This is a genomic window from Cysteiniphilum sp. JM-1, from assembly GCF_008711525.1.
Taxonomy (GTDB): domain Bacteria; phylum Pseudomonadota; class Gammaproteobacteria; order Francisellales; family Francisellaceae; genus Caedibacter.
In genome coordinates this window covers 1-21,869 of the sequence record NZ_VXKS01000014.1, presented here as the reverse complement: position 1 = coordinate 21,869, position 21,869 = coordinate 1, and the positions used below count along the sequence as shown (strand labels likewise).

Annotated in this window: 30 protein-coding genes; 6 read left to right on the top strand and 24 right to left on the bottom strand. The window is 35.0% G+C overall.

Annotated features, from left to right (window positions below; all coding sequences use genetic code 11):
- Window positions 1-67: 67 nt before the first annotated feature.
- From F3D68_RS07440 to F3D68_RS07425, 4 genes are all read right to left on the bottom strand, one after another.
- Window positions 68-403, bottom strand: a complete 336-nt coding sequence (locus F3D68_RS07440; RefSeq protein WP_151193813.1) for a hypothetical protein — start codon at window positions 401-403, stop codon at window positions 68-70.
- Entirely contained in the window at window positions 394-840 is a 447-nt protein-coding gene (locus F3D68_RS07435; RefSeq protein ID WP_151193812.1) for a hypothetical protein, read from the bottom strand. Before F3D68_RS07435 ends, F3D68_RS07440 begins: the two co-directional genes overlap by 10 nt.
- A gap of 761 nt (window positions 841-1,601) precedes the next feature.
- Window positions 1,602-1,913 carry a hypothetical protein gene (locus F3D68_RS07430; protein WP_151193811.1) on the bottom strand — a complete coding sequence of 104 codons (312 nt, stop codon included), beginning with the start codon at window positions 1,911-1,913 and terminating at the stop codon, window positions 1,602-1,604.
- Entirely contained in the window at window positions 1,885-2,232 is a 348-nt protein-coding gene (locus F3D68_RS07425) for a type II toxin-antitoxin system RelE/ParE family toxin (protein WP_151193810.1), read from the bottom strand. The genes F3D68_RS07430 and F3D68_RS07425 overlap by 29 nt, the downstream gene beginning before the upstream one ends.
- Before the next feature lie 127 nt (window positions 2,233-2,359).
- Here F3D68_RS07425 and F3D68_RS07420 point away from each other — a divergent pair, with 127 nt between their 5' ends.
- The gene (locus tag F3D68_RS07420) at window positions 2,360-2,635 is read left to right on the top strand and encodes a hypothetical protein (protein ID WP_151193809.1); all 276 of its coding nucleotides are present in this window, start codon (window positions 2,360-2,362) and stop codon (window positions 2,633-2,635) included.
- A 28-nt stretch (window positions 2,636-2,663) separates the two neighbouring features.
- Here the strand turns inward: F3D68_RS07420 and F3D68_RS07415 are convergent, their stop codons facing one another.
- The 16 genes from F3D68_RS07415 to F3D68_RS07350 form a co-directional block, all read right to left on the bottom strand.
- Entirely contained in the window at window positions 2,664-3,605 is a 942-nt protein-coding gene (locus tag F3D68_RS07415; RefSeq protein ID WP_151193808.1) for an ArdC family protein, read from the bottom strand.
- A 272-nt stretch (window positions 3,606-3,877) separates the two neighbouring features.
- Entirely contained in the window at window positions 3,878-5,506 is a 1,629-nt protein-coding gene (locus tag F3D68_RS07410; protein WP_151193807.1) for a DUF4942 domain-containing protein, read from the bottom strand.
- Window positions 5,507-5,563: 57 nt separating this feature from the next.
- The gene (locus F3D68_RS07405) at window positions 5,564-6,139 is read right to left on the bottom strand and encodes a single-stranded DNA-binding protein (protein ID WP_151193806.1); all 576 of its coding nucleotides are present in this window, start codon (window positions 6,137-6,139) and stop codon (window positions 5,564-5,566) included.
- A gap of 54 nt (window positions 6,140-6,193) precedes the next feature.
- Window positions 6,194-6,340 carry a hypothetical protein gene (locus tag F3D68_RS11245; protein ID WP_191092748.1) on the bottom strand — a complete coding sequence of 49 codons (147 nt, stop codon included), beginning with the start codon at window positions 6,338-6,340 and terminating at the stop codon, window positions 6,194-6,196.
- A 58-nt stretch (window positions 6,341-6,398) separates the two neighbouring features.
- On the bottom strand, window positions 6,399-6,611 hold the full coding sequence (locus F3D68_RS07400) for a hypothetical protein (protein ID WP_151193805.1): 213 nt from the start codon (window positions 6,609-6,611) through the stop codon (window positions 6,399-6,401).
- Between the two features lie 265 nt (window positions 6,612-6,876).
- Window positions 6,877-7,764 (bottom strand): hypothetical protein, encoded by an 888-nt coding sequence (locus F3D68_RS07395; RefSeq protein WP_151193804.1) that lies wholly within the window; start codon window positions 7,762-7,764, stop codon window positions 6,877-6,879.
- Between the two features lie 189 nt (window positions 7,765-7,953).
- The gene (locus F3D68_RS07390) at window positions 7,954-8,769 is read right to left on the bottom strand and encodes a PD-(D/E)XK nuclease-like domain-containing protein (protein ID WP_151193803.1); all 816 of its coding nucleotides are present in this window, start codon (window positions 8,767-8,769) and stop codon (window positions 7,954-7,956) included.
- Window positions 8,766-9,011 carry a hypothetical protein gene (locus F3D68_RS07385; protein WP_151193802.1) on the bottom strand — a complete coding sequence of 82 codons (246 nt, stop codon included), beginning with the start codon at window positions 9,009-9,011 and terminating at the stop codon, window positions 8,766-8,768. Before F3D68_RS07385 ends, F3D68_RS07390 begins: the two co-directional genes overlap by 4 nt.
- Window positions 9,008-9,298, bottom strand: coding sequence for a hypothetical protein (locus tag F3D68_RS07380; RefSeq protein WP_151193801.1), 291 nt, complete (start codon window positions 9,296-9,298; stop codon window positions 9,008-9,010). The genes F3D68_RS07385 and F3D68_RS07380 overlap by 4 nt, the downstream gene beginning before the upstream one ends.
- A complete protein-coding gene (locus F3D68_RS07375) occupies window positions 9,295-9,522 on the bottom strand; it encodes a hypothetical protein (protein WP_151193800.1) in 228 nt (75 codons plus the stop codon). The genes F3D68_RS07380 and F3D68_RS07375 overlap by 4 nt, the downstream gene beginning before the upstream one ends.
- 71 nt (window positions 9,523-9,593) lie before the next feature.
- A complete protein-coding gene (locus F3D68_RS07370) occupies window positions 9,594-10,268 on the bottom strand; it encodes a hypothetical protein (RefSeq protein ID WP_151193799.1) in 675 nt (224 codons plus the stop codon).
- Window positions 10,269-10,351: 83 nt separating this feature from the next.
- Window positions 10,352-10,528, bottom strand: coding sequence for a hypothetical protein (locus tag F3D68_RS11240; protein ID WP_191092747.1), 177 nt, complete (start codon window positions 10,526-10,528; stop codon window positions 10,352-10,354).
- Window positions 10,529-10,977: 449 nt separating this feature from the next.
- Window positions 10,978-11,748: a hypothetical protein gene (locus F3D68_RS07365; protein ID WP_151193798.1), complete on the bottom strand. Its 771-nt coding sequence runs from the start codon at window positions 11,746-11,748 to the stop codon at window positions 10,978-10,980.
- A complete protein-coding gene (locus tag F3D68_RS07360; RefSeq protein WP_151193797.1) occupies window positions 11,748-12,662 on the bottom strand; it encodes an Rpn family recombination-promoting nuclease/putative transposase in 915 nt (304 codons plus the stop codon). The genes F3D68_RS07365 and F3D68_RS07360 overlap by 1 nt, the downstream gene beginning before the upstream one ends.
- 9 nt (window positions 12,663-12,671) lie before the next feature.
- Window positions 12,672-13,355: a hypothetical protein gene (locus F3D68_RS07355; RefSeq protein WP_151193796.1), complete on the bottom strand. Its 684-nt coding sequence runs from the start codon at window positions 13,353-13,355 to the stop codon at window positions 12,672-12,674.
- Complete coding sequence (locus tag F3D68_RS07350; RefSeq protein WP_151193795.1) at window positions 13,349-13,768, bottom strand: hypothetical protein; 420 nt, start codon at window positions 13,766-13,768, stop codon at window positions 13,349-13,351. Before F3D68_RS07350 ends, F3D68_RS07355 begins: the two co-directional genes overlap by 7 nt.
- Window positions 13,769-13,939: 171 nt before the next feature.
- Between F3D68_RS07350 and F3D68_RS07345 the strand changes: the two genes are divergently transcribed.
- A complete protein-coding gene (locus tag F3D68_RS07345; protein WP_151193794.1) occupies window positions 13,940-14,245 on the top strand; it encodes a hypothetical protein in 306 nt (101 codons plus the stop codon).
- On the opposite strand, the gene F3D68_RS07340 is transcribed toward F3D68_RS07345, so the two are convergent.
- The 4 genes from F3D68_RS07340 to F3D68_RS07325 form a co-directional block, all read right to left on the bottom strand.
- Complete coding sequence (locus F3D68_RS07340) at window positions 14,242-14,526, bottom strand: hypothetical protein (protein WP_151193793.1); 285 nt, start codon at window positions 14,524-14,526, stop codon at window positions 14,242-14,244. The genes F3D68_RS07345 and F3D68_RS07340 overlap by 4 nt on opposite strands.
- 43 nt (window positions 14,527-14,569) lie before the next feature.
- Entirely contained in the window at window positions 14,570-14,821 is a 252-nt protein-coding gene (locus F3D68_RS07335; protein WP_151193792.1) for a helix-turn-helix domain-containing protein, read from the bottom strand.
- 857 nt (window positions 14,822-15,678) lie between these two features.
- The gene (locus tag F3D68_RS07330) at window positions 15,679-16,293 is read right to left on the bottom strand and encodes a recombinase family protein (RefSeq protein ID WP_224728265.1); all 615 of its coding nucleotides are present in this window, start codon (window positions 16,291-16,293) and stop codon (window positions 15,679-15,681) included.
- 146 nt (window positions 16,294-16,439) lie between these two features.
- Window positions 16,440-16,670 carry a hypothetical protein gene (locus F3D68_RS07325; RefSeq protein ID WP_117001776.1) on the bottom strand — a complete coding sequence of 77 codons (231 nt, stop codon included), beginning with the start codon at window positions 16,668-16,670 and terminating at the stop codon, window positions 16,440-16,442.
- A 178-nt stretch (window positions 16,671-16,848) separates the two neighbouring features.
- Between F3D68_RS07325 and F3D68_RS07320 the strand changes: the two genes are divergently transcribed.
- From F3D68_RS07320 to dnaB, 4 genes are read left to right on the top strand one after another with little or no spacing between them, the layout of a single operon-like run.
- The gene (locus F3D68_RS07320) at window positions 16,849-17,814 is read left to right on the top strand and encodes a ParA family protein (protein ID WP_151193791.1); all 966 of its coding nucleotides are present in this window, start codon (window positions 16,849-16,851) and stop codon (window positions 17,812-17,814) included.
- Window positions 17,815-17,818: 4 nt separating this feature from the next.
- Complete coding sequence (locus F3D68_RS07315) at window positions 17,819-19,537, top strand: hypothetical protein (RefSeq protein WP_151193790.1); 1,719 nt, start codon at window positions 17,819-17,821, stop codon at window positions 19,535-19,537.
- A 4-nt stretch (window positions 19,538-19,541) separates the two neighbouring features.
- On the top strand, window positions 19,542-20,348 hold the full coding sequence (locus F3D68_RS07310; RefSeq protein WP_151193789.1) for a DUF2786 domain-containing protein: 807 nt from the start codon (window positions 19,542-19,544) through the stop codon (window positions 20,346-20,348).
- Window positions 20,345-21,703: a replicative DNA helicase gene (gene dnaB / locus F3D68_RS07305; protein WP_151193788.1), complete on the top strand. Its 1,359-nt coding sequence runs from the start codon at window positions 20,345-20,347 to the stop codon at window positions 21,701-21,703. The genes F3D68_RS07310 and dnaB overlap by 4 nt, the downstream gene beginning before the upstream one ends.
- Window positions 21,704-21,869: the final 166 nt, after the last annotated feature.

The window sequence follows — 21,869 nt, the reverse complement described above, 5'->3', positions numbered from 1 at the left end:
ATCTCTATAATTTTATCGAAGTAAAATTTCTCTAATACCTATTTATCATACGTAAATGACGCATATTTTATTTACTGCTTTTAAGTTTTCCTTGTAAAAATGCGTCAGTCTCATTTTCAACCATTGTTACTAATGTATTCGCATCAAAGACGCGCATACTGGTTTTAGTCTTTTCAAATACACAGCGCATGACTTCTTTAACAATGCGGTTGTTCTCAATCAATAGCCTTTCTTTTTCATCAATGGCAGTATCTTCTTCATTTGAAGATTGATTAGCCTTGTGTATCCGTAAACCAAGATCAAGTATTTCAGACGCAAAAACGTCAATATCTTTATCCTCACCCGCAGCATATTTTGCTAAGTCTTGATAGGTATGCTTGCCTATATCAATTGTTATTTCCATTTATTTTTATCTCCCTCTATCGGTATTGTCTGCATTTTTTTGTTATCGTATGACAGAAATAAGCTATGGTAAGCATATTTTTGATATTCCCCACAGATTGCTACCGTATCATTTATGGCATTTTCTTTGAATTTATCTATAGACTCCTCTGATACATTACTGCTTTTAAGTGCAGCATTACAGTACCTTAATGTGTATCTTGTGTGATACATAATGTGAGGTATAGCTACGTGAATTTGCTCTAAAAGTTGCAATATTTTGTCATTATCTTTTGTACTTTCTCCAGTATTACTCGCCATTTTCTCATCAAGAATATACTTCATGGCTTTTGCTGTTGAGGGCGACTTATTGGGTTTATATAATTTTTGCTCTACAGCAATCTGTTCCAAGAAAGCCACTTGCTCATCATTTAATTTTAAGTTTATATGCTCATTCATTGTGCAACATGTCCTATTTTTTAGGTAATACCATTGTATTACTAAATTTATAATTAAGTCAATCTTAAGTAATACGAAATAATACATTGAATTACTTTGTAATACTTTTGGACGCAATTAAAGCATTTATACTGGTATTACTTTTGTATTACAGTATGACCTTTTTGATTTTTTCAGTAATACTTTGTATTATTAGTATTACATTTTTAGTATATCCCTTATTTTATAATGGTTTCATGGTATTACTATTAAAACCTTATAATTCAGCTTGTTATTTATACTTTTTGAAACTTGCTCAAAAAAGCTAAAAGCCTTATGCTATGGGCTTTTGAACAAGCCTTTTTAGGCAACAAATCATTGCGTGATGTGTGCTGAGGGGTATAGATGGTGTCGGGGACTAAAAAACTGGTAAAATACTATAATAGTAATCATTATCAATTAAAAGCAACGCTAGAAATTCCCAAGACAACCCTATGTCGTTTGAATGGAAATTGAGATTTTAAGTAAAAGATTTTTGAAAATATTTAAGAGAAAATAAAAATAAAAAAACCAAGACAAGCTTGGCAGTGATTTTAAAAAAAATATTTTGAAAATTATTTTAGATTTTTTTCAGATTTTTTTTGCGTTAGTGATTGAAAAAAGTTTTAGATTTTTTTGGGAGGACTTTTGAAATTTTTATTTTTTGATCTATCTAATTTGATAAAATTAAAAATAAATATGGAAATAAATAAAAATATATTTCTTGCATTGATTTTTGTTTGCTATTGAAAATTTAAAGTAACCTTTTTACCAAGAAGCCCAAAAATTTCACTGATAGATTTTATCGTAAAATTTCCAGTTCCTTTTAAAATTGAGTTTAATTTGTTTGATGATATTTCTAAATCGTTTTGAATTTCATTAAATCCTTTGCCAGTGTCATTCATATATTTTTTTACTGCATCGGCTAATTGTGTTTGTAGCGTTGTGATATTTTCAGCAATCAATTCTGCTTCATGATCTAGCTGATTAAAAACATCATTGCCTAACTTTTTTTGCGCTGTTTCTCTAAAGCTGCTCAATGTTTGACTGTTCATAAGTACCTCGCTTAATTTCCTCTAAAAGTTGCCTTGATTTTTTAATGTCACTGTCTTGTTGCTTTTTAGTGTTTTTATCACCGCCATTTAGTAGCAAAATAATTTTGTCTTTATGAAAAGCATAATAAGCTCGCATGCCAAGCTGTTTGTCTCTTAGTTCATACAAGCCTTTACCAAGCGACTTGCTCCCTTGCTTAATAGTTGCTAGGTTGCCAATCTTCTCAATCACTAATATTTTTTTAGTGATAACTAAGGTTTTTGCATTATCTAAGTTTAAATACCACTCTTTAAACTCTTTGGTTTGCAGTAGTGTCCACATCAAAAATTACCTTGTGCTATCTAATAATTTATTTTACTTCAATATAGTGAAGTTGTCAAGAGTTAAATATTTTTATATATTACTAACCGTATTAATTTTTTTAAAAACAAAAAAAGGAATCACTAAAATGCCAATGATCGAAAAACCAAAATCACCAACCTACACAACGCTACCTAAAAAAGTTAAAGTTACTGAGGATACCTACTTAAAAACCATCGAATATTTAGACTGGAATAATTCCCTTGACGGTGAAAAAGATTTAGACTTTTTAATTGATCAAGCCTTGCAACTTGTTTTTGAAAGTGATCGAGAGTTTAAAAAATATTTAAAAGAAAGTAAAAACAATCACCAGAAAAAAATAACTGAAACTAACAACGAGCAACTAGCTCAAGCAGAAGCTTAAAAACTTCGCTTTATTTTTTAATACTTTTTTACGCAACCTTTTCCTTGTTGCTATCATCTACACCAACCGCCTTTAAATGCCCACCAAGCAAATAATTCAAAACTTTGGCACTTTGCCTTACCGCTTCGTTAAAATCTTCATCAGTCAAATTTGTAAGCCATGCATCAATGTAGCTTGCATGATTTTGTAAATCGGTTTTGATACCAAAGTGGGCACTCAACATTGCACTGGACAGCTCGGCTACCAACTCCTCTTTGGCGTAACTTAACTTGCAATTTAAATCTACACTGCGGTTTAATCTTTTTTCGTGCATGGTGCTGTGTGCTAACTCATGCAGTAAAACCGCTTTGTAATCCTCGTCATTGTTAAAATATGTTGAGCTTGGCATTTTGATAATATCTAAACTTGGCATGTAATAAGCTTGCCCTTGGTCATGTGTAATGATCTCGATATTTTGAGCATCAACTACCTTTTGCAAATCATCATTAAAAACAACCGCGTTTTCTGTTTCTGCTAGTGTCGTTTGCGACAAATTAAAAACCGCATAATATTTCGGGCATAGTATGTTTACCTCGTAAGTGTCACCTTTTTTTATCACTCTGTCGCCAGTTTTAAAATCATCTTGTGCGATTTTTTCCTTATCGTAGCTAGTGAAGAAAAAAACACGGCTTGATTTTTCGCCTTTGTTTACGCTACCGTTTAACGCTTTGATCTGTTTGAACGTCAACCATTGATTAGATTTAAAATTGTTTTTAAGTTGTGCCATGTAAAGGTTTAATACATTAACGCCACTGTATAGGTTCCCTTTTGCATTTACTGGTAATTTAGCGCAACCGTCACGATGAAAAACATCTTTCCACGTGGCACCGCCAGTTTTAATAATCTCTTTAATGCTTTGGGCGATTTCGTTTACAAAGTCGTTGTAGGTTTGTTTAGTGTTTTCTTTGTTATTTGATTTTTTAACTGTCATTTTTCTAATTCCTTTTGGTTGTGGTTTGTGTGTGTTCACAACCCTTTTGCAACAAGCAATAAAAATTAAATGCAAGGGTGCCGTAGGCACTTGCGTAGCCCTTGCATTTCAATTTTGGCTTGTTACAAAAGACATTAAAAACTAGGTTGTCACACGTGAGCGTAAGCGGAGTGTGACACAGTTTAAGGCGACAGATTTTTAGCAATGTAATTGCGTGTAATACAAACAGATTAAGTGATGACTTTTATTTTTTAGATTTTTTTGATTTTAGATTAGGCTAACTTTTGCAGCATAAGTATATTTTGGTTTTGCAAGACTCTAACATTGTTGCTAATCGGCTTGTAATCCTTTTGATTTTCAAAGGCATTAACAACTTGCTTGCTTTCTTCGTCTAACTCATTGTAAGCCGTGTTCGCATACTCCATAGGTAAAAAGTTTTTAAGCTTGCACGCTTCAATGTTAAATCGTCTTAATAATTCCATATCTTTAAATTCAATATGGATAGTGCCTTTTTTGAAAATTGAGATATAAAAATATTCAGTGTCAATTTTCCTGTTTTGTCCGCTATAGATTGCATACTTGCATATTTCTTTTGCTGCTTCGTACTCATTGCTTGGCTTAAAGTAAGTCATTACTTTTTCAAGATCATCTAAAAATGATTCTTCATAACTCGACATTCTATAAACGCCACGATAATCAGTATCATAACGAAAAGGGATAATTACTTTTTTATTAACCTTGTAGCCACTGTTGGACTTCCACGCATTAAAATAGTGAATATTTGCCTTGTATTCATTCTCACCCCAACGATTGTCACGCAAGGCGTTCTCTGTCATTTTGTCAAACAAAGATTCGATAGCATCGTTTATATGCTGCGGAAAGGTTTGTACAATATTTAACACAAACTGCCTAATGTTACTTTCGGTAAACTCTTTGCAGTAAAAAGTTTTTATATTGTTGTTTAAAGAATAAACTTGCCCGCTCGTGAGATACTTTTCAACCTCTGGCAATTTGGTTATCTTTTCCCAATAGTCACGCTTTAACTTTTTGATAAAAATATTTTGCTGCTTCTGCATAAGTTCAGTCATGTTGTTATTTTTATATTCCTTGGGCGTAAACTGCCTATATTCACTTTCCCATACCGATAAAGACATATACCCCGAAACATTTTTATAATTGCGATAAAAAGTAAGTAAATGCTCGGTTACTTGGTCTCTGGTGCGATTATAGGCTGCGACTAGATCAGCATATTTGTTTTTAGTGGCAACCTCGTTTTGCTCATAGTCCACGTTGATTATTTCGTCTGGTACTTCGTCTTTTAAATCCCCAAAAATATCAGTCTCAACGTCTCGTTCAATATTGATGTAAATTAAGGCAACCTCAACGCCAGTCTTGCGCTCTGCATCGATAAAAGCATTTTCGATATACTCTATTTCAGCGTTTAAATTATCAAGCTTACGCACAAGGTCTTTACGACTATTGCTATAGGGGTTCTTGATAGTCTCGGCATTCAATAGGCAAACAATCTGACCGCAAAACGTCATATCAATTGCTTTGTGTAGGTGCTTGTCACCATCTGAAAAGGGGAAGTTCGCTAAAATTAAATCGTAGTGAATTGTGCCACTATAAGCCAAAAAATCACTGTCAATAACTGCTATATCATCGTCTTTTAAAATTGCCTGTAGCTCTGGTACAATTTCTATGGCGTGAATTTCGCAATTTTCTTTAAAATAATAACTGTGATAGCCTGTTTTTCCGTAGTTTTCAAAAGCTTTGATTAAATCACCCTTGCCCGCACTGGGTTCAAGAATCATTTTTATTTTGTAGTCGCTAAAATCTACTTTATCGAGCATCTTGTGCGCTAAAGTTTCAGGTGTTGGGTAAAAATCTTTGTTAAACATTGCTTTATTTCCTTATATTCTTAATCGATTGAAATTTTTTATATTGCTATGACTGACTTAAAACGGTACTTCGTCACTATCAATTTCCGCTTTCTGTGTTCCTTGTGTCTGTTGCTGCCATTGATGATTGCCGTTTGATGGTCGATCTCCCTTTGCCTTAGCGTATTCATTATTTGCCATGCTTGGCTGCGTGGTTGTCTGGCTCGTAGTTGGGTTTATTGGTTGATTAGATGGTCTGACGATATTGTTTTGCTCGTAACTCTCAAGCGGTGGCGTATTAGCTCCCTGTCCGTTATTACTTGCCATTAATTGAATATCACTGGCGACAATCTCTGTTGTATAACGATCTTGTCCGTTTTGATCAGTCCATTTGTTAGTGCGTATTCTGCCCTCGACATATAGCAAGCTGCCCTTTTGTGTAAACTGCTGTACTACTTCGGCTTGTTTGCCAAAGATTACAACACGGTGCCACTCAGTCACATCGATGTACTGCCCTGTTTGCTTATCCTTGTAGCCGTCATTCGTTGCCAAGCTGATATTAGCCACAGCAATACCATTAGGCATATAACGCACTTCTGGATTGCCCCCTAGTCTGCCAATTAAAACAACCTTGTTTACTGTTCCTTTAGCCATTATTTATTACCTCTCGTTATCTGTGTTAATTTCTCTATTCGTTTACTTACTGGGTTACTTGCTCAATTCATGTTGCAGCTCTGGTAAATTCTCCCCTTTACTGTCGCTTTCGAGGTCATCTAAGAGAAAATCCTCATTTAATGACGCTTGGGCGTAAATCTCATCAATGGTTACATCTATATGACTGTTTAAAATACTCATGCTTAAAACTCCTTTTTTTTCATCGTTCGTTTTTTACTTTTTGCTTGTCACATTGTGATTAGCGGTTGCATCGACCCATAAACTTAATCGCTAAGGTGTTGCTAACGTCTCTGACGGCTTTTTTATACTCGCCATGCGTAAACCTTAAATCGCCTGTAATCGCATCGTCTGGGTCGTCTGTGAATCCATCATTTGCCCTTATCGCGCTAACATAATTGAAAAAATCAAATTCGCTGTTTTTGTTGTCGATCTGTTTTATTAAGTCTCTCATTTCGCTAACTCCTTTATCTTTTTTTATTTGGTTTGTGTGTGTTCACAACCTTTTTGCAACAAGCAAAGAAAAAATAAAGTCAAGGGCGCGTAGCGTGCCATTTACCCTTGACTTTATTTTTTAGCTTGTTAAAAAAGACATTAAAACTAGGTTGTCACACGTGAGCGTAAGCGGAGTGTGACTCAGTTTAAGGCGACAGATTTTTGATTTTTTAAAGCAACTCAGTTGCGTATAATGAGAATAGATTGAGCGGTGACTTCCCTAACTATGCAGCCTGACTTTGGCTATCCCTAACCACTTCCTTAGCTTTGATCACTTTACGCATTAGTTGCTCGTGACTTTTGGCGATTAGCACCTGATTATCTAACTTGGCAATATAGGCTTGCTCGATCTCAGAGTCTCTAAAAATCTTTTTAACTTTCAGTAGCTCCGCTTGGTACATCTGGCAATCTTTGATAATGCTATCGTACGGCGTTAAGGTGATGGTTAAATATTTGCTGTCGATGACTTCTAATCCTGAGCCTAAAACGTCTGTTTTGTAGGTATGAGGTAACGTAAGTTGTGTACTGTAATTGTCGTTATACTCAAGATTAAAACGATCACCAAAGTACAAATAGCCGTCAATCACTCTATACTTGCCTGTGGTAGTGTAGACGTTGATATGCTCTAAACTAGCACGGTTTAAGCTTTGCCATAACTTACGCGCTAGCATAAGTTTATACAAACTAGAAAAACCTTTGTTTTCGTTGTTAATGGCTGAATTAATATAGCTGTCATCGCTAATTTCTTCATGCCTATAGCTTGGCTCCACGTTATACCAAACATGATCAGCAAATCTTGAGTTAGGCAATTCATGGCTTAAGGTAAACAAACGCTTTTGCACAAAGTGATCAATACATCTATCGGCTGACTTGCCCGCTTGATATTTAATGTCTCCTGCAATCTCTTTGTGCAGTCTATTCATGCGTTCAGTTACCTCTTTACGGCTACTGTCACATAAGGTATTAAGGTCAACTTTGCGTAAAATGGCTAACTTAAAGCCCTGTACAGCGTATGCTTTGCTGTAATTACCTAATCCATACATACCGCTAAGGTAAAGGTTGGTGTTATTTGTTGTAATTTCTGGCTGATTTGCTTTGTTTTTGAATAACATGGTTTGAATCCTCTTAAATTTTTCGTATGATGATTTTGTGTACTTGGGCTTTATGGTTTTTCTAACACCTAATCCTTATCCTTTTAGCCAAGTACACGCCAGTTTTAAATCTTTGTAGACTTAGCATGTAGCGCTTGTTTATTGCGTTATCTCCATGATGTGCCTAAGTCTACAATGCTTGCGAATTAACTAAGCCACTAACTCGATCAAGTTCCCTCCATTGTAAGGTACGTTAAAATTGCCCCTTTCCCTTGCCTTGGCAAAGATTTCTAAGGCTTGGGTGTACTTTCCCCTGCCTTGTTCAATTAAACCGTGTGACAGATTGTAAACGCCATAATTAAATGGGGCGTTGGTTTCTATTGCGATAAAATAAAAATCAAAGTCTTTACCTATCGCTTGTTTGAATCCGTCCACGTAAAAACTTGCGGATAGGTCATAATGGTATTTTTTGGTGGTAAAGCTGAAATTAATATCATCAGCCAAACTTGATGTGGTTTTTAAATCGACAATATAACCTTGCTCAAGATTGATATAGTCGGCTCTTGCCTTGCAATTTACCTTGCTTACTTCATCTATCCAAAAAACAGACTGCTCGGCAATACCGCCACTTAACAGCGTCCTGACTAACTCATTTTTCGCTAAGTTGTGACGCATTTCCTGCGCCTGCAAAAAATCATCGGTACTGACAAGCTGCCTTGTGCCTACCGTTTCAATTAAGTCCTGATAGTCCGCTTTACCTTGCTTGGTGTTGCGCTTGGGAATATCTGCAACCACATATTCATTATCAAAGGTCTTAGGTTCAAGCACCAACGAATGAAACATTGTGCCGAATTTCATTGCGGGCGTTGAATCTGTTTTGTTTTGACGTTTGTAATTGTAAAGCCAAGGACTGATTAGCAAGTCTTTACAGTTGCTTGATGAAATAGGGTCGCTTGCGTGGTAATCCTCGTTGCTTAGGTTGTTTATGATCTCGTTTAATGGGTAATTTTGTTTAATCTGTTTCATAGCTTAACTTCCTTATGCTCGATAATTTCCGCACATTCATCGCCTTGGTATTCTTCATCATAGCGTTTGTAGCTATCGTTATCACAACAGCCTAGATGCAAATCCTCTACTAAACTTTGCATGTCACTGTAACGCTTTCTGATTGCTTGAATTGGCTCTTTAGTGGTGATCATATAGGTTCTTGCTTCATGATCTAAAATTTTGTAGTGCAAGGTGATTTCATAGGTGTATTTGTTACTCATGCTAAGATCTCCGCTATATCTTCCTCGATTATTGGCAGCATATAGTGCAAAGCATCACTATTAGCATGTACGTTTCCTATACCAAAGTCGAAAGTGTCGTCTAAAATCTCCATAATTTTGTAGACTTGGTCATCACTAACCACTTTGCCATTTTCGCCATAGTCGGTGATCTCGTTGCGTACATCTTCGGCTGTGAGCCAGTCAATGATAATCTTGTCACTTGACTTGTGCATTTGCTTTAAAAGCTCAATGGCTTTTTCAACGGTAAAAAATTGTGGAATGCTCATGCCAAAAATCCCCCTAAGTTGCTAACGTCACGCTTCAAATACGGCAAGATTGATATAACCGTATCCTTTTTAGTGTTACTGCCACTTTTAAGAACGCTGACGCTGTTTTTAACGTCTTTCTTGACGTTGTACCTATCCCACTTGATAACGCTGATTGTGCGCGATTTAAGGCTGTTTTGCTTGGTGGTGTTCTTTTTACTTTTGGTTTTTGCTGAAAAAAACATATAACTTGCTCCCTGTGCCTGTAGCACACGTTAAAATTTCACTGTATTTTTTGGCTTAAATGACGCTTAAACTAAGCGGCTTGCTGTCCTTGTTCGACTAACTCAAAGTGCCATAGTCGGTATTGATGATTCCCTTTGCTTTTCTTGGTTTCGCCTTTGGATACTTGAATTTTTAACTGTGGGAGTTGGGTTATTTTGCCTTGAAGTTTTAGCTGCATGAAAAAACCGCTGACTCTTGATACACTAGTCGGAGATATGGATAGCACCACTAACTTTTTATTGTGCTTGTCGTTGGTGTGAAGTTGCACGAGTACATCGAGATACCGCTTCACTATAGGTTTTCTGCCTTCTTCTGTCATTTCAGTAATGAAGTGCTTTAGTGGCTCTCCGTCTGTGGTGACAATGCCATCAGGGGAATATTTAACGTCTTGGTAGTTGTCGTCGTTAGCGTCACTCAAAACGTGCTTTTCAGTGGTCTTGATCACGGTAACAATGAAGCTGTTAGGGTTATAATCAGGGTCGGCTTTCATCTCAAACGCATTGCCCTTTAAGCTAATAATAGGGAAAGAAGCATAATCAAACTCTAAGCCGTCTAAGCCAAGTTCGGCTAATTCTTGCTTGATACTATCCTTGCTAAAGGCTGTTTCAGTGGTGATTGTGGGCTGATTGGTTGGGGTGTCTTTCGTTACTATGACGTTGATTTGTTCGTTTGATGTTTCTGTAACTGTTGTTGTCTTCTGTTCCATTGTGATTTTTCCTATACAAAATTATGCTAATGCCCTTTTGTGGTTAGGTAAAAGGACGGTTTAACTGTGGTTGATCTTGATTGTTACGCTGACAGTGAAGCGATACGTTGAGCTAATTGCTGTTGTTGTGCTTTCCACTTTGCGCTTATCTCAGCAAAATAGCTGTCGAATTTGTCGCAAGCGTCAAGGTAGCCATTGATCGATTGTATAGGGGATTGATTATTTTGATTTGTCGTGTTGACTATTGATTGGATAGACATTATTATTTTCCTTGTATCTAAAAAGGTGATTGTTAAGTTTTGACGGACTACTACAATCGCCTTTTTTGTGCCTAAAATTTAGTGAACTGCTTAAATATTTTACAACTCTAAGCGTTAGTTGATGCCTTAATTAAGCATGTATTTATTATACCAAAGTGACAGGAAAAAGCAAGCGCAAAGCTATATTATATAAGGTTTTTAACAATATTTATTTACTGTTTTTGAGGCGTTTTTTTCTGGTCAAATTCTTTAAATTGTGATAGCATAGTACGTACTAATGGGAGTGCGTGCGCTCGTTTCGGAAAACCCCATTGACTTATAACATCAACCTTGACCACTTAACCAAAACCAACCATTTTTGATTATATTTCAGGCTCCGCAAATTTTTTTACTGCAACAAGCAAAAGAAAATGAGCAACGATAGTTGCGTCATAAAAAAGTATCTTGCCTTATTTAAAGTATTCCAATATCCCTTTCATTCGTGCTTGTTTTTTACCAAAGTAACTGATCTCTTCCCAGTCCTTTTTTTTCTTTGGCAGGTAGTCTTTATATGAGCTAAAATCTGCATTTTTAATATTAAATTTTCGATATTCTAATTTTGAGTATTGCAACAACAGTTCTAAGGATTTAAGTGCAAAGTATAAAGTGCTATCAATCTGCTTTTTAAAGTGATCAATCATGTCTTTAATCATTCTAAAATGAGATATGGCATCGTTATTTTTCATATTCTTATCTTTATAATCGCCATGTATATATTTAAGATAGTCATTATATTGATTAATAATAATATTTAACTGTGCAATAGCCGATTCAAGCTGTTGAAAAATTGATAGTATATTTGGATTATTTTCAGACAAAAATGCCAATTCACTTAATCTTATCGACAAAGTAATATCTTGATGTAATATAAATTTGCTACACTCATCAAAGAGTAATGCAACGTCACCATCATTATGGTTCAATACTTGTTCATTTTTTTGTATTTCATTTTCTCTAGGTACTAACACGCTTTTTTTATAACTGAAAAGTATATTTAGAAGTGCAGATAACGATGAAATATTATAAGCGATATTCATCCTGTTTCTTGCTGTAGTAGCACTACGATTTAACCATAAATTTAATCGAAAAGCAGAAAACGCACCAGCAACTGCACCAAAACCTGCGGTTGCGAAAGGTATAAAGATGCTAGATGTTTCCCTAGAAAATATTTGTATTAACATCAATGCTTCTTAACACTATCAACATCTCTTTTAAGCCTAAGCACCGTATCAAGGTCAAGTCCAGTACCCTTTACAACTTGATCAACAGATACACCCATGCCTAAAAAGTTACGTGCCGTTTCCTGTTTCTCAAGAAAACGTCCTTTTTGCATACCCTGCTGTTCCCACTGCTGCGCTACCGTCATAACATCACCTTTTAAATCTGGTTTACTATCGATAATTCTATCATAAAATGCGTCAGTTTCCATATCTGAATATTGCGACATATACCGAATTAAAACTTGTCGGGCTATGTGGTCGTATGCTTCAATCTGATTAATGGCAATGCCAAGCTTGCCGTCAATATTCTTTTCTCTGATCGCCTTTAGTATCAGCTCATACCCTGCTATAAAGCCATGCTCTAATATTTCCTCGTCACTGTAACGGTTAAGGTCAATAAACTGTGTCGTGAAAGCGTACTTTTCAGCTAACTCAGTATTGGCAAAGTAATCGTTAATGTTAAGGCTATGACTAAATGGCTTTTTATTGGCATAGTAAATAATCGATACAACTAACGGCAAATCTTTCGTTGTCTTGTGCCTTTTAATATAATCTAGCAAGTAAGACGTTTGGTAATGACGAGTACGAATTACAATCGTGCCATCGTCACCTGTTTGTGATTCAATATGAACAAAGACAGCACCGTTTTTGCCGTCTTTGAATTTAAACAGAAAGGTAAGGTCTGACTGCTCTTTTTGCTTCTTGTTGTCCTTTTGCTGTTGGCGAACATGCTCGACATTAGCAGATTCTAACTTAACACTATGCCAGTCAACTAAAGCAATAAGCTCCTTGGGTAGGTAAGTCATCAGAAAACAAATAGCAAAGTCTCTGTTGCTTATGAGGTCTTTGAATACACGGTCGTGTTTGTCTGCCATTATGTTGCCTTATTTACTTGTATTACCAAAATACTTACCAAACATTTTTTTACAATAGCCTTTACAATAGTTAAATAATCTAAGAAATGGATTTTTCATATCTGAGATTATACTTATAAGAGCTTGGTCTAGTAATTTTGTATAGCTATTATAATTGCCTTGATTAAGAGGACCCAAAAAATAAGAAAGCCTATAAGAAAAATAACGCTGCAATGCTTCTTGGTTGTCTAACTTAAAACTTTCCTTATTAAATAAATAGCTAACACAATTAACAAACAAAAAAAGTAATAATAATCTGTGAATAGGTATTAGGAATCTAATATAATTAGACACAAATTGAGCTAATTCATCAGTGTGTACATTTGTTGTCAACGCTCTGCATCTATCATCACTATATGCACTACTAAGACTAGCAACCCTTTCCTGTATTTTGGCATAAAAATCTTTAGATATTTTATCAAATTCATCAACATCTTTTGATGTCAGAAGCATGACCTTTAATGAAAGGTAAGCTTCATATACTAGATAACCATCCGAACTGTCTTCTTCCCTTGTTGTTAACCATCTATAAAGTATCGTTAATGACTCAACTATAATTTTTCTTTTTTCCCTATCTTGATTATAAATATATACTCCAAAATTAAGGATTAATGATGTCAGTGCTATTAGAGCAGATATTATACTAATCAACACCCAAAAACCTCCACACGATCCTCCCTCGTCAACTTAACCGTCATTTCCTTATCAAGATAAACCTCACGCACATAATAAACATTTTTGACATACTCATCATCAGACTCAATCGTCCACATCACCAAATCCTCCCTCACAAAAGCTGACCCTTTAATCTTCACTGATTCACTCGGTATCGTATAAGGCTTCTTCAAATAAAACACGCCAGTATACCTATGCCTTATCGGTAACTTTTGCCTTTTATCTTCAATCTTGGCTATGGTTTTGTTGACATAATCAAGGGCGTTGTTGAAGTCGTCCTCACTGGATTGTTCAATAAAGGTTTTCTTTTTGTAGTTGAGTAAATGGGTTATTTGATTGAGCGTTGAAATATCTGCTTTTAGGTTTTTGCGTTGGGCAAGGTTAAAACTCATCGTTGAGCCTTTGGTTTAGGTGGTGTTGATGGTTAAGGTAGTGTGGTTTGGAGTTGGTGTCAATCAAGTTTTAAAGTGATAATAATACTTAAGCACTTTGGCAAGTAACCTTAATACTTCCTTAATCTTAACCTATTATTTTTTCCCTTGTACTGTAAAAAGAGGGATAACATGGCAAACCAATATTCAGATAACTTTATTGATATTCTTGAACGCAAAACTAAAAAATCCGCTAAAGAAGCACTGCTTGATTTTCAAAATCAGTCACTTACCTATATTGAAGTGGCTAAATACATGGGATTCAAAGAGGGTACGGTTAGAAAATGGTGTAGGCGATATGGTATTGAGCTAGTCCACCCTATCATTAAAGAGAAGAATAATGCGCCATCATATCTTGATGTTATTATAAACAGCTTAAAATCAAAGCGCATTGATAGTCATAATTTTTTATATAAGCCTTGGCTTAGTAATGCTTAGATGAAACTACTATTAATTTTTAAACATGATGATTTTCGATTTTCCTCACTCCCAAATTTTATAAAGAAATTGACCACCCCACTGCCATAATAACCTCTAATCTTGGCACTGGCTCCATCTTCACTTACCACTTTTAAAGTACCAACAGCATAAGCATGTCTACAAGAACAAATATCACTCATTACTACTTTGGCGTTGCTTGGTATGTATTGAGTTAGTGATCTTTTTAGCTCTTTTGGCACTGATTTATGCCGTCCTGATATTTTTATCATTAAAATCACTCAAGTTGCTAACTCAATGACAATTTTCTAGCATTAGCAGAGGTTATTCCACATTTTTTGCAATGTAATCAAGGAAATCATTCTCATGCAAATTGTCATTTTTTTCTTTAGTTAAAATATATTCAATTATTATCTGAGCAGAACCGTTGGGTTGTTTATCTCCTACTTCCCATTCCCTAATTCGCCTACCATCGCTTAAACCAAGAAGATTGGCAAATTGATTTTGTGACAATTTGTTTTTATTTAATATTCTACCTGCTATATACCTAGCTTTTTTAATGTCACTTGGTCTCATGGGGTACCGACATCACGCTTAATGTTTGTGAAGTGTCATATTGATTGCCATCTTCACAATCAATATATGACGGAAATAAGTGGAAAAAACTATGCTTAATATCATAGCAAACAACAACTCTTTTATCAGGCAACATTACATAATACTGATCATTTTCTGTATATGTACTAGCTATATACAACCACGTTATGCTGTAACCCAATATAATCAGACTGATAATTGTAGCCGAGATTATAATGAATATGTTCTGAAATTTATGCCATGTCATGAGTTGCATATACCGCGCTTTAATTTAGGTTTGAAAAATTTTATTAGGCACAAAATACAAGTTAGCAAATATATAGTCAATAATGGGGTTATCCAAAATAAAAAAACGTATATAAAGTTCATCCCAATTACTTCACAAAAACCTAGCATCATTAAAAAAAGTAAGATAATCGTAAGCCCAATATATGGAACGTTAGAAGTTTCAACATCGCTGCTAAGGTAATTAAGTAAATTATCATAGTGTTCACAGAATAAAAAAAATAGTACAAAGAATGAGATTATTACGAATAATAATGTACAAGCAATTCCCATAAATAGTAGTACTAATCTCGCTTCTTTAAATAAAACCACTAATGTAAGCAATATGATCGTTGAAAATATTATTCCTGTGGTAATCCTTATTTTAATACTCATATATTTCTCCATTTTTCCTTTAACTAAAATATTTAATTGAAGTGGCTAGCAATTTAGCCAAGTCATATAATAGGCTTTTAGAGCCTTTTTGTAAATAGTTGTTATGATATGAATTATATATTTTTTTGATTAGTTGATCGTTCTAGTAACATCTAGCCGCTTTTTGTAAATTACTTTCAAATCATTTTATTATCAGCATACCATTTCACATAGTTATAAAATGTCTTGCGACTAACGCCAATAATATCAGCAAGTTTTTCAACACTCCTTTTATTCTTGCTATTTTTTGAATCCTTAGCTAATTCAGTTTGATAAAGATTATAAGCAATCTCAGCTTTGTCCTTGGCTTCATTACTTAAGCCTTTCTTACGCCCTCCAGTTCTACCACGTGCTTTAGCTGCTTTAAGTCCTATTTGTGTTCGTTCAATAATTAAATTGCGCTCAAAATCTGCAATCGCAGCAAAAAGATTAAAAACCAATTTGCCTGTTGCTGTCGTGGTATTAATACTTTCCGATAAGCTCACCAGTGCAACACCCTTTTTATCAAAAATTGTCATTAACTCTATCAGGTGTTGAATAGATCGCCCTAACCTATCTAGTCGATAAATAATAATTTGATCACCTTTCCTCAGTGATTTTAATAACTCATTTAGTTGAGGTCTTGAAGTGTCCTTACCACTGGCTTCATCGATATATATTTCATCGTACCCATAATTTTTAAGCTCGTCTAATTGGCTGTCGATATTTTGCGCTGTCGTTGAAATTCTGGCATAAGCTTTTTTCATTGTCATAGTTGTGGTCGTCAACTCATGTAAATATTCAAAATTCATATATGATTTATTATATGACACTTTTACACATACGCAAGCTGATAACTTCGTTGTTACATCAAATTTAAAAAATGGGTAGCCAAACGATGGTTTCAATACACAACTTTTTATGGTGCTCTGCCCTTTTCATCGACGCTATCAATTCTTCTGACTAATTCCTTAACCGCTATTTTGACCATTGCGGTATTACCTGATTGTTTTGCTTGTCTGTAACATCGCGCTATTACTTCAATCAAACCAGTGTCTGACAACTTTTGTTCGCTGCCTACACTATCGAGCAACAATTGATAGTCACGCTCACGTTTGGCTTTCATTCTTTGGGTGCTTGATTTGGACATATAATTTTTAGCCTCTTTCATCGTCACTGTGACTGATATAAATGTTAAAGAAAAAATTCTCAATATCAATAATAATTTTGTTGAAAATTACTATTACGCAAAAATTGAAATATTATAATTTGACTTTCAACGAATTTATGTTAAATTCTAAATATGTGTTAAGACAAAGGATTTTACAATGCACTTAAAACTTGCTCAACTCTCTGAAATAACAGGAATAAAAAGACATACTTTAAATGCTAGACTTAATAATTTATACAATAAAAATGACCTCCACAGGACGGCAGGGAACCAAATATTATTAACCCCTGAACAATCAAAAAATTTAATACATGATAAATTATGTTTTGAAGAAGGAAAAATAATATACATCGGTAATTTAAAAGGTGGTGTAGGAAAAACAACATTATCATTTTTGCTAGCAGACACTCTAAGCTCAATAGGAATAAAAACATGTATGATTGACTTAGATGTGCAAGCAAATCTAACCAATCAATTTACTACAATACCACCTAATCAGCCTGTTTTTTATGACATTATACATGGAGCTAAAAAAGTTCATGAATGCATCGTTAATATAAGAACTCACTTAGACCTAATCCCCTCATCTCTTAAAAATAGTTTAATTGAAAAAGAGTTGGCATTACAATCACCAAAGCATTATCTGACTTGGTTCAACAAGCTATGCTTAAAATACTTAAGAAGTAATTATGATGTAATAATAGTTGATACACCACCAAGTCTTACTACACTAAATTCAGTATTCTCTCTATCTCTAACTGACTTCGATAACATTATCATCCCTGTTAATCCTGAAGAATTTTCAATAATGGGAGTCCAAATGTTTCTTGAAGATATTAATGACATTAGATCATCATATGAGGTCAAAAAAGATCCAAGTATTACCATTATGATGAACCGATTTTTTCAAAATCAAAAAACAAACCTAGAAATACTTTTGAAAATGGGAAATCTCTTTGGACAATCGTTATCTGAAAGTGTTATTAAGGACAGTGCCAAGCTTCGTGAAATGATTAATGAAAAATTATCAATATCTGAAGTTAAAAAAGGAAAGGATGTATATGAAACTGTCCGAGACTTATTAGTTGAGTTAAATATACTAGCACGGATCAACGAGGACTAATGGTATGTCACTTAAGCTTCAAGATTTATTGAAAACAGCAAAAAGCAAAGGATATTTAGCTAAAGATGATCAAACTTCAAAAGAATCAGTTGTAAAGCCATGGCAATCAGGAAATCTTAATCCTTTAAACAATGCAGATACAATACCGACACAAAAGGTAAACAATGCAGACACAATACCGACACAAAAGGTAAACAATGCAGACACAATACCGACACAAAAGGTAAACAATGCAGACACAATGTCGACACAAAAGGTAAACAATGCAGACACAATACCGACACAAAAGGTAAACAATGCAGACACAATGTCGACACAAAAGGTAAAAAATGCAGACACAATACCGACACAAAAGGTAAACAATGCAGACACAATGTCGACACAAAAGGTAAACAATGCAGACACAATACCGACACAAAAGGTAAACAATGCAGACACAATACCGACACAAAAGGTAAACAATGCAGACACAATACCGACACAAAAGGTAAACAATGCAGACACAATACCGACACAAAAGGTAAACAATGCAGACACAATACCGACACAAAAGGTAAACAATGCAGACACAATACCGACACAAAAGGTAAACAATGCAGACACAATACCGACACAAAAGGTAAACAATGCAGACACAATGTCGACGCAAGGAATTTCATATTTTAAACTAGTCGGTGGTCAAAAAGAGATTGTTGAATGGATATATGAGAATATCAAAACTAATAAGCAAAAATACACCAGTAGGCTAGCATTTCAAGACATCGTATCTAATGTAAACATTACTTCAAACAGTGTTAAAACAACAGTTCATCGGTTACTGAAAAAATTAGTTTTGCTTAAAGTAGATGAAAAGCGTGGAAGAAATGGTTGGATGATATTTTCATTAAATGATTCTGTTTATAAAGAACTAGAGTTACTGGATAAAGGTACACAATCATCTAACCAGAAAGATAAAAAGTCTCTATATAATAGTAATACTACTAATACTATAAACAAATATAGTAGCGACACAGAAGAACAAAAAACAACCAATACCCAGAATGATCAGTTAATCGAACTAATCAAACAGCAAAATGATAAAATAGCCGAACTCCAAAAACAATTTTTGCAACAGGCTCCACAAGTTCAACCTGAAATAAAAACTGTCACTGTGACAGAATCAACCGAAACCAACACCCCTGAATCAGACAATGACGATTGGGCTAACCTAGATTTTTCATCATTAACTGAATTTGGCTTTACTAAGCGACACGTTACCCAGATTAAAAACTTTAATAAAAGCTTAGGTGCTGATAACCAATTAACTGTCGATAGCGTTCAAGAGTCCATCGAGCATTATGCGTGGGCTTTACAAAATCGTTTAGATGAAATGGCAAGCTATGCTCCTGCTAATAATCGGCTACGTGGATTGATAGGGGTGCTTAAAAAAGGTGGCAACTGGACGGAAGCTAATTACAAATCACCTGAAGATTTAGCGTTTGAAGCGTCATTGAAAGCAAAAGAAGAACGCTTACTTAAACTTAAAGAGCAAAAAGAGCGTGTATTTAACATTGAATTTGAACTCTGGCGTGAATCTTTAACTGCAACTGAACTTACTGACATTGAGAAAAATGGCGAACTTCAAGGCAAGATGCCACCCTCAGCTTTCAAGAATAAGGGTGACAACAAGCACTATGTAGCCGCGTTGAAAACGTACTTTAAAAACAACGTCTACAAGGGATAATAGTATGACAAATGATAAAATAAATCAAACTGAGAAAACTGACAAAACTAACAAATTAGACAAATTAGACAAACAAAAAGACAAAATCAGAAAATTGCTTGAATTATCGTTATCAGATAATGAAAACGAAGCAAGTATCGCTTTAAAACAAGCGATGTCATTGATGAATGCACACAACATCACCAAAGATGAAGTGTATGGGCAAAATATGGCAAATAAAGTGATTACTACGCCTTATTATCGTATTCCTGATTGGTATGTAACGTTACATAATACGATGGCAAAGGTATCAGGCTGCTTTTCTGTGTACTGCAATGGTGATTCTTATGATGATACGTTTGGCTATATTCAAATCACAGGGAGACAACGTGATGTTGGTAATGCGGAATACTTAATAGTTTTTTTAAGTCGAGAGATCGAGAAAAGCGTAAATCAATATAAAGCCCAGTTGAAAAAAAGAAACGTTAAAACGCAAATTGCATCACGAGTAAAAGCCTATCGTATGGGTTTTATCAGCAGAATCTATAACAAGATGTATGAATGTCAAAACCAGTTTTTTAGTCGTGCTAATACTGAAAATGAAACAGGCAAATCAAAGGGAAGTGAAGTGATTTGTATTGATATAACATCAAGAATTGATGATGCTAGAACTTACTATACCAATGTTTTAGGTCAGACATTTTACACGGCATCCTCTCAAGCAAGATATTTAAATAACTCAATGAATGACGGTTCAAAAGCAGCCGAACAGTTATCGATTAATCAGGCAATGAATCAGCAAGAATCAATCAAGGGGTTGGAGGTATTATGATGAACACCAATCCAGTTAATGCGAATAAACTTAATAATGACAGCTCATTATCAGCCGAAAGATCAGTGATTGGTTCATTGATTTTAGATAACGATGTCTATGACCGTATTAGTGATATTTTAACACCACAAGATTTTTTCACCCCTGCACACAAGATTGTCTATCAACATATTCAAAAAATGGCAAACGAGGGTAGGGCATACGATTTAGTGACACTTTTTGATTCCTTGGAAAGTGAAGACTTAGGCGAGTTAGCAGGGGGACTGCATTATTTGGCTGAAATTGCCAAAGATACGCCCACAACATTGAATGCGAAAGCCTATGCTGAGATTGTCAGAAATAAAGCGATTAAACGTAAACTATCCAAAGCACTGCTTGAAGCAAATGAGATGTTACAGGGGCAAGGCTTATCTGAGGAAGATGTTTTAGATAAGGTTGAACAAGCCGTTTTAACAGTACGCCAAGATATAGATAGCGGCGATAATGATTTTATTTCAGCTAAGGCAGTGATTCCGCAAATTATTGATTACCTTGATGAGCTTTCTGATAGTGATGGTTTAGCAGGTCTACCAACAGGCTTTATTGATTTAGATAATAAGCTATGTGGTTTACGTGAAGAACAGTTAATCATTGTCGCAGGTCGTCCGGCAATGGGTAAAACAACCTTAGCGATGAATATAGCTGAAGCGGTGTTAACACAAACGGATAAATCGGTTTTAGTGTTTTCGATGGAAATGTCAGCTAAGGACATTATGATGCGTATGGCATCCTCTTTAGGCTTGTTGTCATTTTCAAAGATCAGATCAGCACAACTAGAAGATGACGACTGGGCTAAATTGACCTTGGCATTTACCAAAGTAGAAAACATGAAACTATCGATTGTTGATAAGGCAGCGTTGACACCAACAGAAGTAAAACACAAGGCACGCAAATTCAAACGTGAGAATCCAGATTTAGGTTTGATCGTGATTGATTACTTACAGCTAATGCAAAGCCCTGCGTATCAAAACAATCGTAACCTTGAAATATCAAACATATCAGGTCAATTAAAAGCGTTAGCCAAAGAGTTAAAAGTGCCTGTGATTGCTTTGTCTCAATTGAATCGTGGCTTAGAAGATCGTGCCAATAAAAAACCGATGATGCGTGACTTAAGGGATTCAGGGAGTATTGAACAAGATGCCGATGTGATTATGTTTGTTCATCGGGAGGAAGTGTACAAGCCTGATGATCCAGAGTTAAAAGGCTTAGCAGATATAGTGATTGGCAAGCAGAGAAATGGTGAAATAGGCGATATTGGCTTGATGTTTAGGGGTGAATTTTGTAAGTTTGCTAATAGAGAGTATAGGTTTTATTAGGAGATAGAAAAAACTGGTCATATTTCATGAACTTATATACTTATTTGGGCATGGTTCAGAAAAAGGGTATTTTAGTAAACACAATGCGTGACGAAATCCTCCCATTTTGGTATGCTTTACTCGTACACATGATCTTTAAAAATTTAGGTAATTTATGCGACTCTTT

Bases quoted from the DNA above. Each gene is read 5' to 3' on its own strand.
- F3D68_RS07440 (WP_151193813.1), bottom strand. From the start codon at position 403: ATGGAAATAACAATTGATATAGGCAAGCATACCTATCAAGACTTAGCA.
- F3D68_RS07435 (WP_151193812.1), bottom strand. From the start codon at position 840: ATGAATGAGCATATAAACTTAAAATTAAATGATGAGCAAGTGGCTTTC.
- F3D68_RS07430 (WP_151193811.1), bottom strand. From the start codon at position 1,913: ATGAACAGTCAAACATTGAGCAGCTTTAGAGAAACAGCGCAAAAAAAG.
- F3D68_RS07425 (WP_151193810.1), bottom strand. From the start codon at position 2,232: ATGTGGACACTACTGCAAACCAAAGAGTTTAAAGAGTGGTATTTAAAC.
- F3D68_RS07420 (WP_151193809.1), top strand. From the start codon at position 2,360: ATGCCAATGATCGAAAAACCAAAATCACCAACCTACACAACGCTACCT.
- F3D68_RS07415 (WP_151193808.1), bottom strand. From the start codon at position 3,605: ATGACAGTTAAAAAATCAAATAACAAAGAAAACACTAAACAAACCTAC.
- F3D68_RS07410 (WP_151193807.1), bottom strand. From the start codon at position 5,506: ATGTTTAACAAAGATTTTTACCCAACACCTGAAACTTTAGCGCACAAG.
- F3D68_RS07405 (WP_151193806.1), bottom strand. From the start codon at position 6,139: ATGGCTAAAGGAACAGTAAACAAGGTTGTTTTAATTGGCAGACTAGGG.
- F3D68_RS11245 (WP_191092748.1), bottom strand. From the start codon at position 6,340: ATGAGTATTTTAAACAGTCATATAGATGTAACCATTGATGAGATTTAC.
- F3D68_RS07400 (WP_151193805.1), bottom strand. From the start codon at position 6,611: ATGAGAGACTTAATAAAACAGATCGACAACAAAAACAGCGAATTTGAT.
- F3D68_RS07395 (WP_151193804.1), bottom strand. From the start codon at position 7,764: ATGTTATTCAAAAACAAAGCAAATCAGCCAGAAATTACAACAAATAAC.
- F3D68_RS07390 (WP_151193803.1), bottom strand. From the start codon at position 8,769: ATGAAACAGATTAAACAAAATTACCCATTAAACGAGATCATAAACAAC.
- F3D68_RS07385 (WP_151193802.1), bottom strand. From the start codon at position 9,011: ATGAGTAACAAATACACCTATGAAATCACCTTGCACTACAAAATTTTA.
- F3D68_RS07380 (WP_151193801.1), bottom strand. From the start codon at position 9,298: ATGAGCATTCCACAATTTTTTACCGTTGAAAAAGCCATTGAGCTTTTA.
- F3D68_RS07375 (WP_151193800.1), bottom strand. From the start codon at position 9,522: ATGTTTTTTTCAGCAAAAACCAAAAGTAAAAAGAACACCACCAAGCAA.
- F3D68_RS07370 (WP_151193799.1), bottom strand. From the start codon at position 10,268: ATGGAACAGAAGACAACAACAGTTACAGAAACATCAAACGAACAAATC.
- F3D68_RS11240 (WP_191092747.1), bottom strand. From the start codon at position 10,528: ATGTCTATCCAATCAATAGTCAACACGACAAATCAAAATAATCAATCC.
- F3D68_RS07365 (WP_151193798.1), bottom strand. From the start codon at position 11,748: ATGTTAATACAAATATTTTCTAGGGAAACATCTAGCATCTTTATACCT.
- F3D68_RS07360 (WP_151193797.1), bottom strand. From the start codon at position 12,662: ATGGCAGACAAACACGACCGTGTATTCAAAGACCTCATAAGCAACAGA.
- F3D68_RS07350 (WP_151193795.1), bottom strand. From the start codon at position 13,768: ATGAGTTTTAACCTTGCCCAACGCAAAAACCTAAAAGCAGATATTTCA.
- F3D68_RS07345 (WP_151193794.1), top strand. From the start codon at position 13,940: ATGGCAAACCAATATTCAGATAACTTTATTGATATTCTTGAACGCAAA.
- F3D68_RS07335 (WP_151193792.1), bottom strand. From the start codon at position 14,821: ATGAGACCAAGTGACATTAAAAAAGCTAGGTATATAGCAGGTAGAATA.
- F3D68_RS07330 (WP_224728265.1), bottom strand. From the start codon at position 16,293: ATGACAATGAAAAAAGCTTATGCCAGAATTTCAACGACAGCGCAAAAT.
- F3D68_RS07325 (WP_117001776.1), bottom strand. From the start codon at position 16,670: ATGTCCAAATCAAGCACCCAAAGAATGAAAGCCAAACGTGAGCGTGAC.
- F3D68_RS07320 (WP_151193791.1), top strand. From the start codon at position 16,849: ATGCACTTAAAACTTGCTCAACTCTCTGAAATAACAGGAATAAAAAGA.
- F3D68_RS07315 (WP_151193790.1), top strand. From the start codon at position 17,819: ATGTCACTTAAGCTTCAAGATTTATTGAAAACAGCAAAAAGCAAAGGA.
- F3D68_RS07310 (WP_151193789.1), top strand. From the start codon at position 19,542: ATGACAAATGATAAAATAAATCAAACTGAGAAAACTGACAAAACTAAC.
- dnaB (WP_151193788.1), top strand. From the start codon at position 20,345: ATGATGAACACCAATCCAGTTAATGCGAATAAACTTAATAATGACAGC.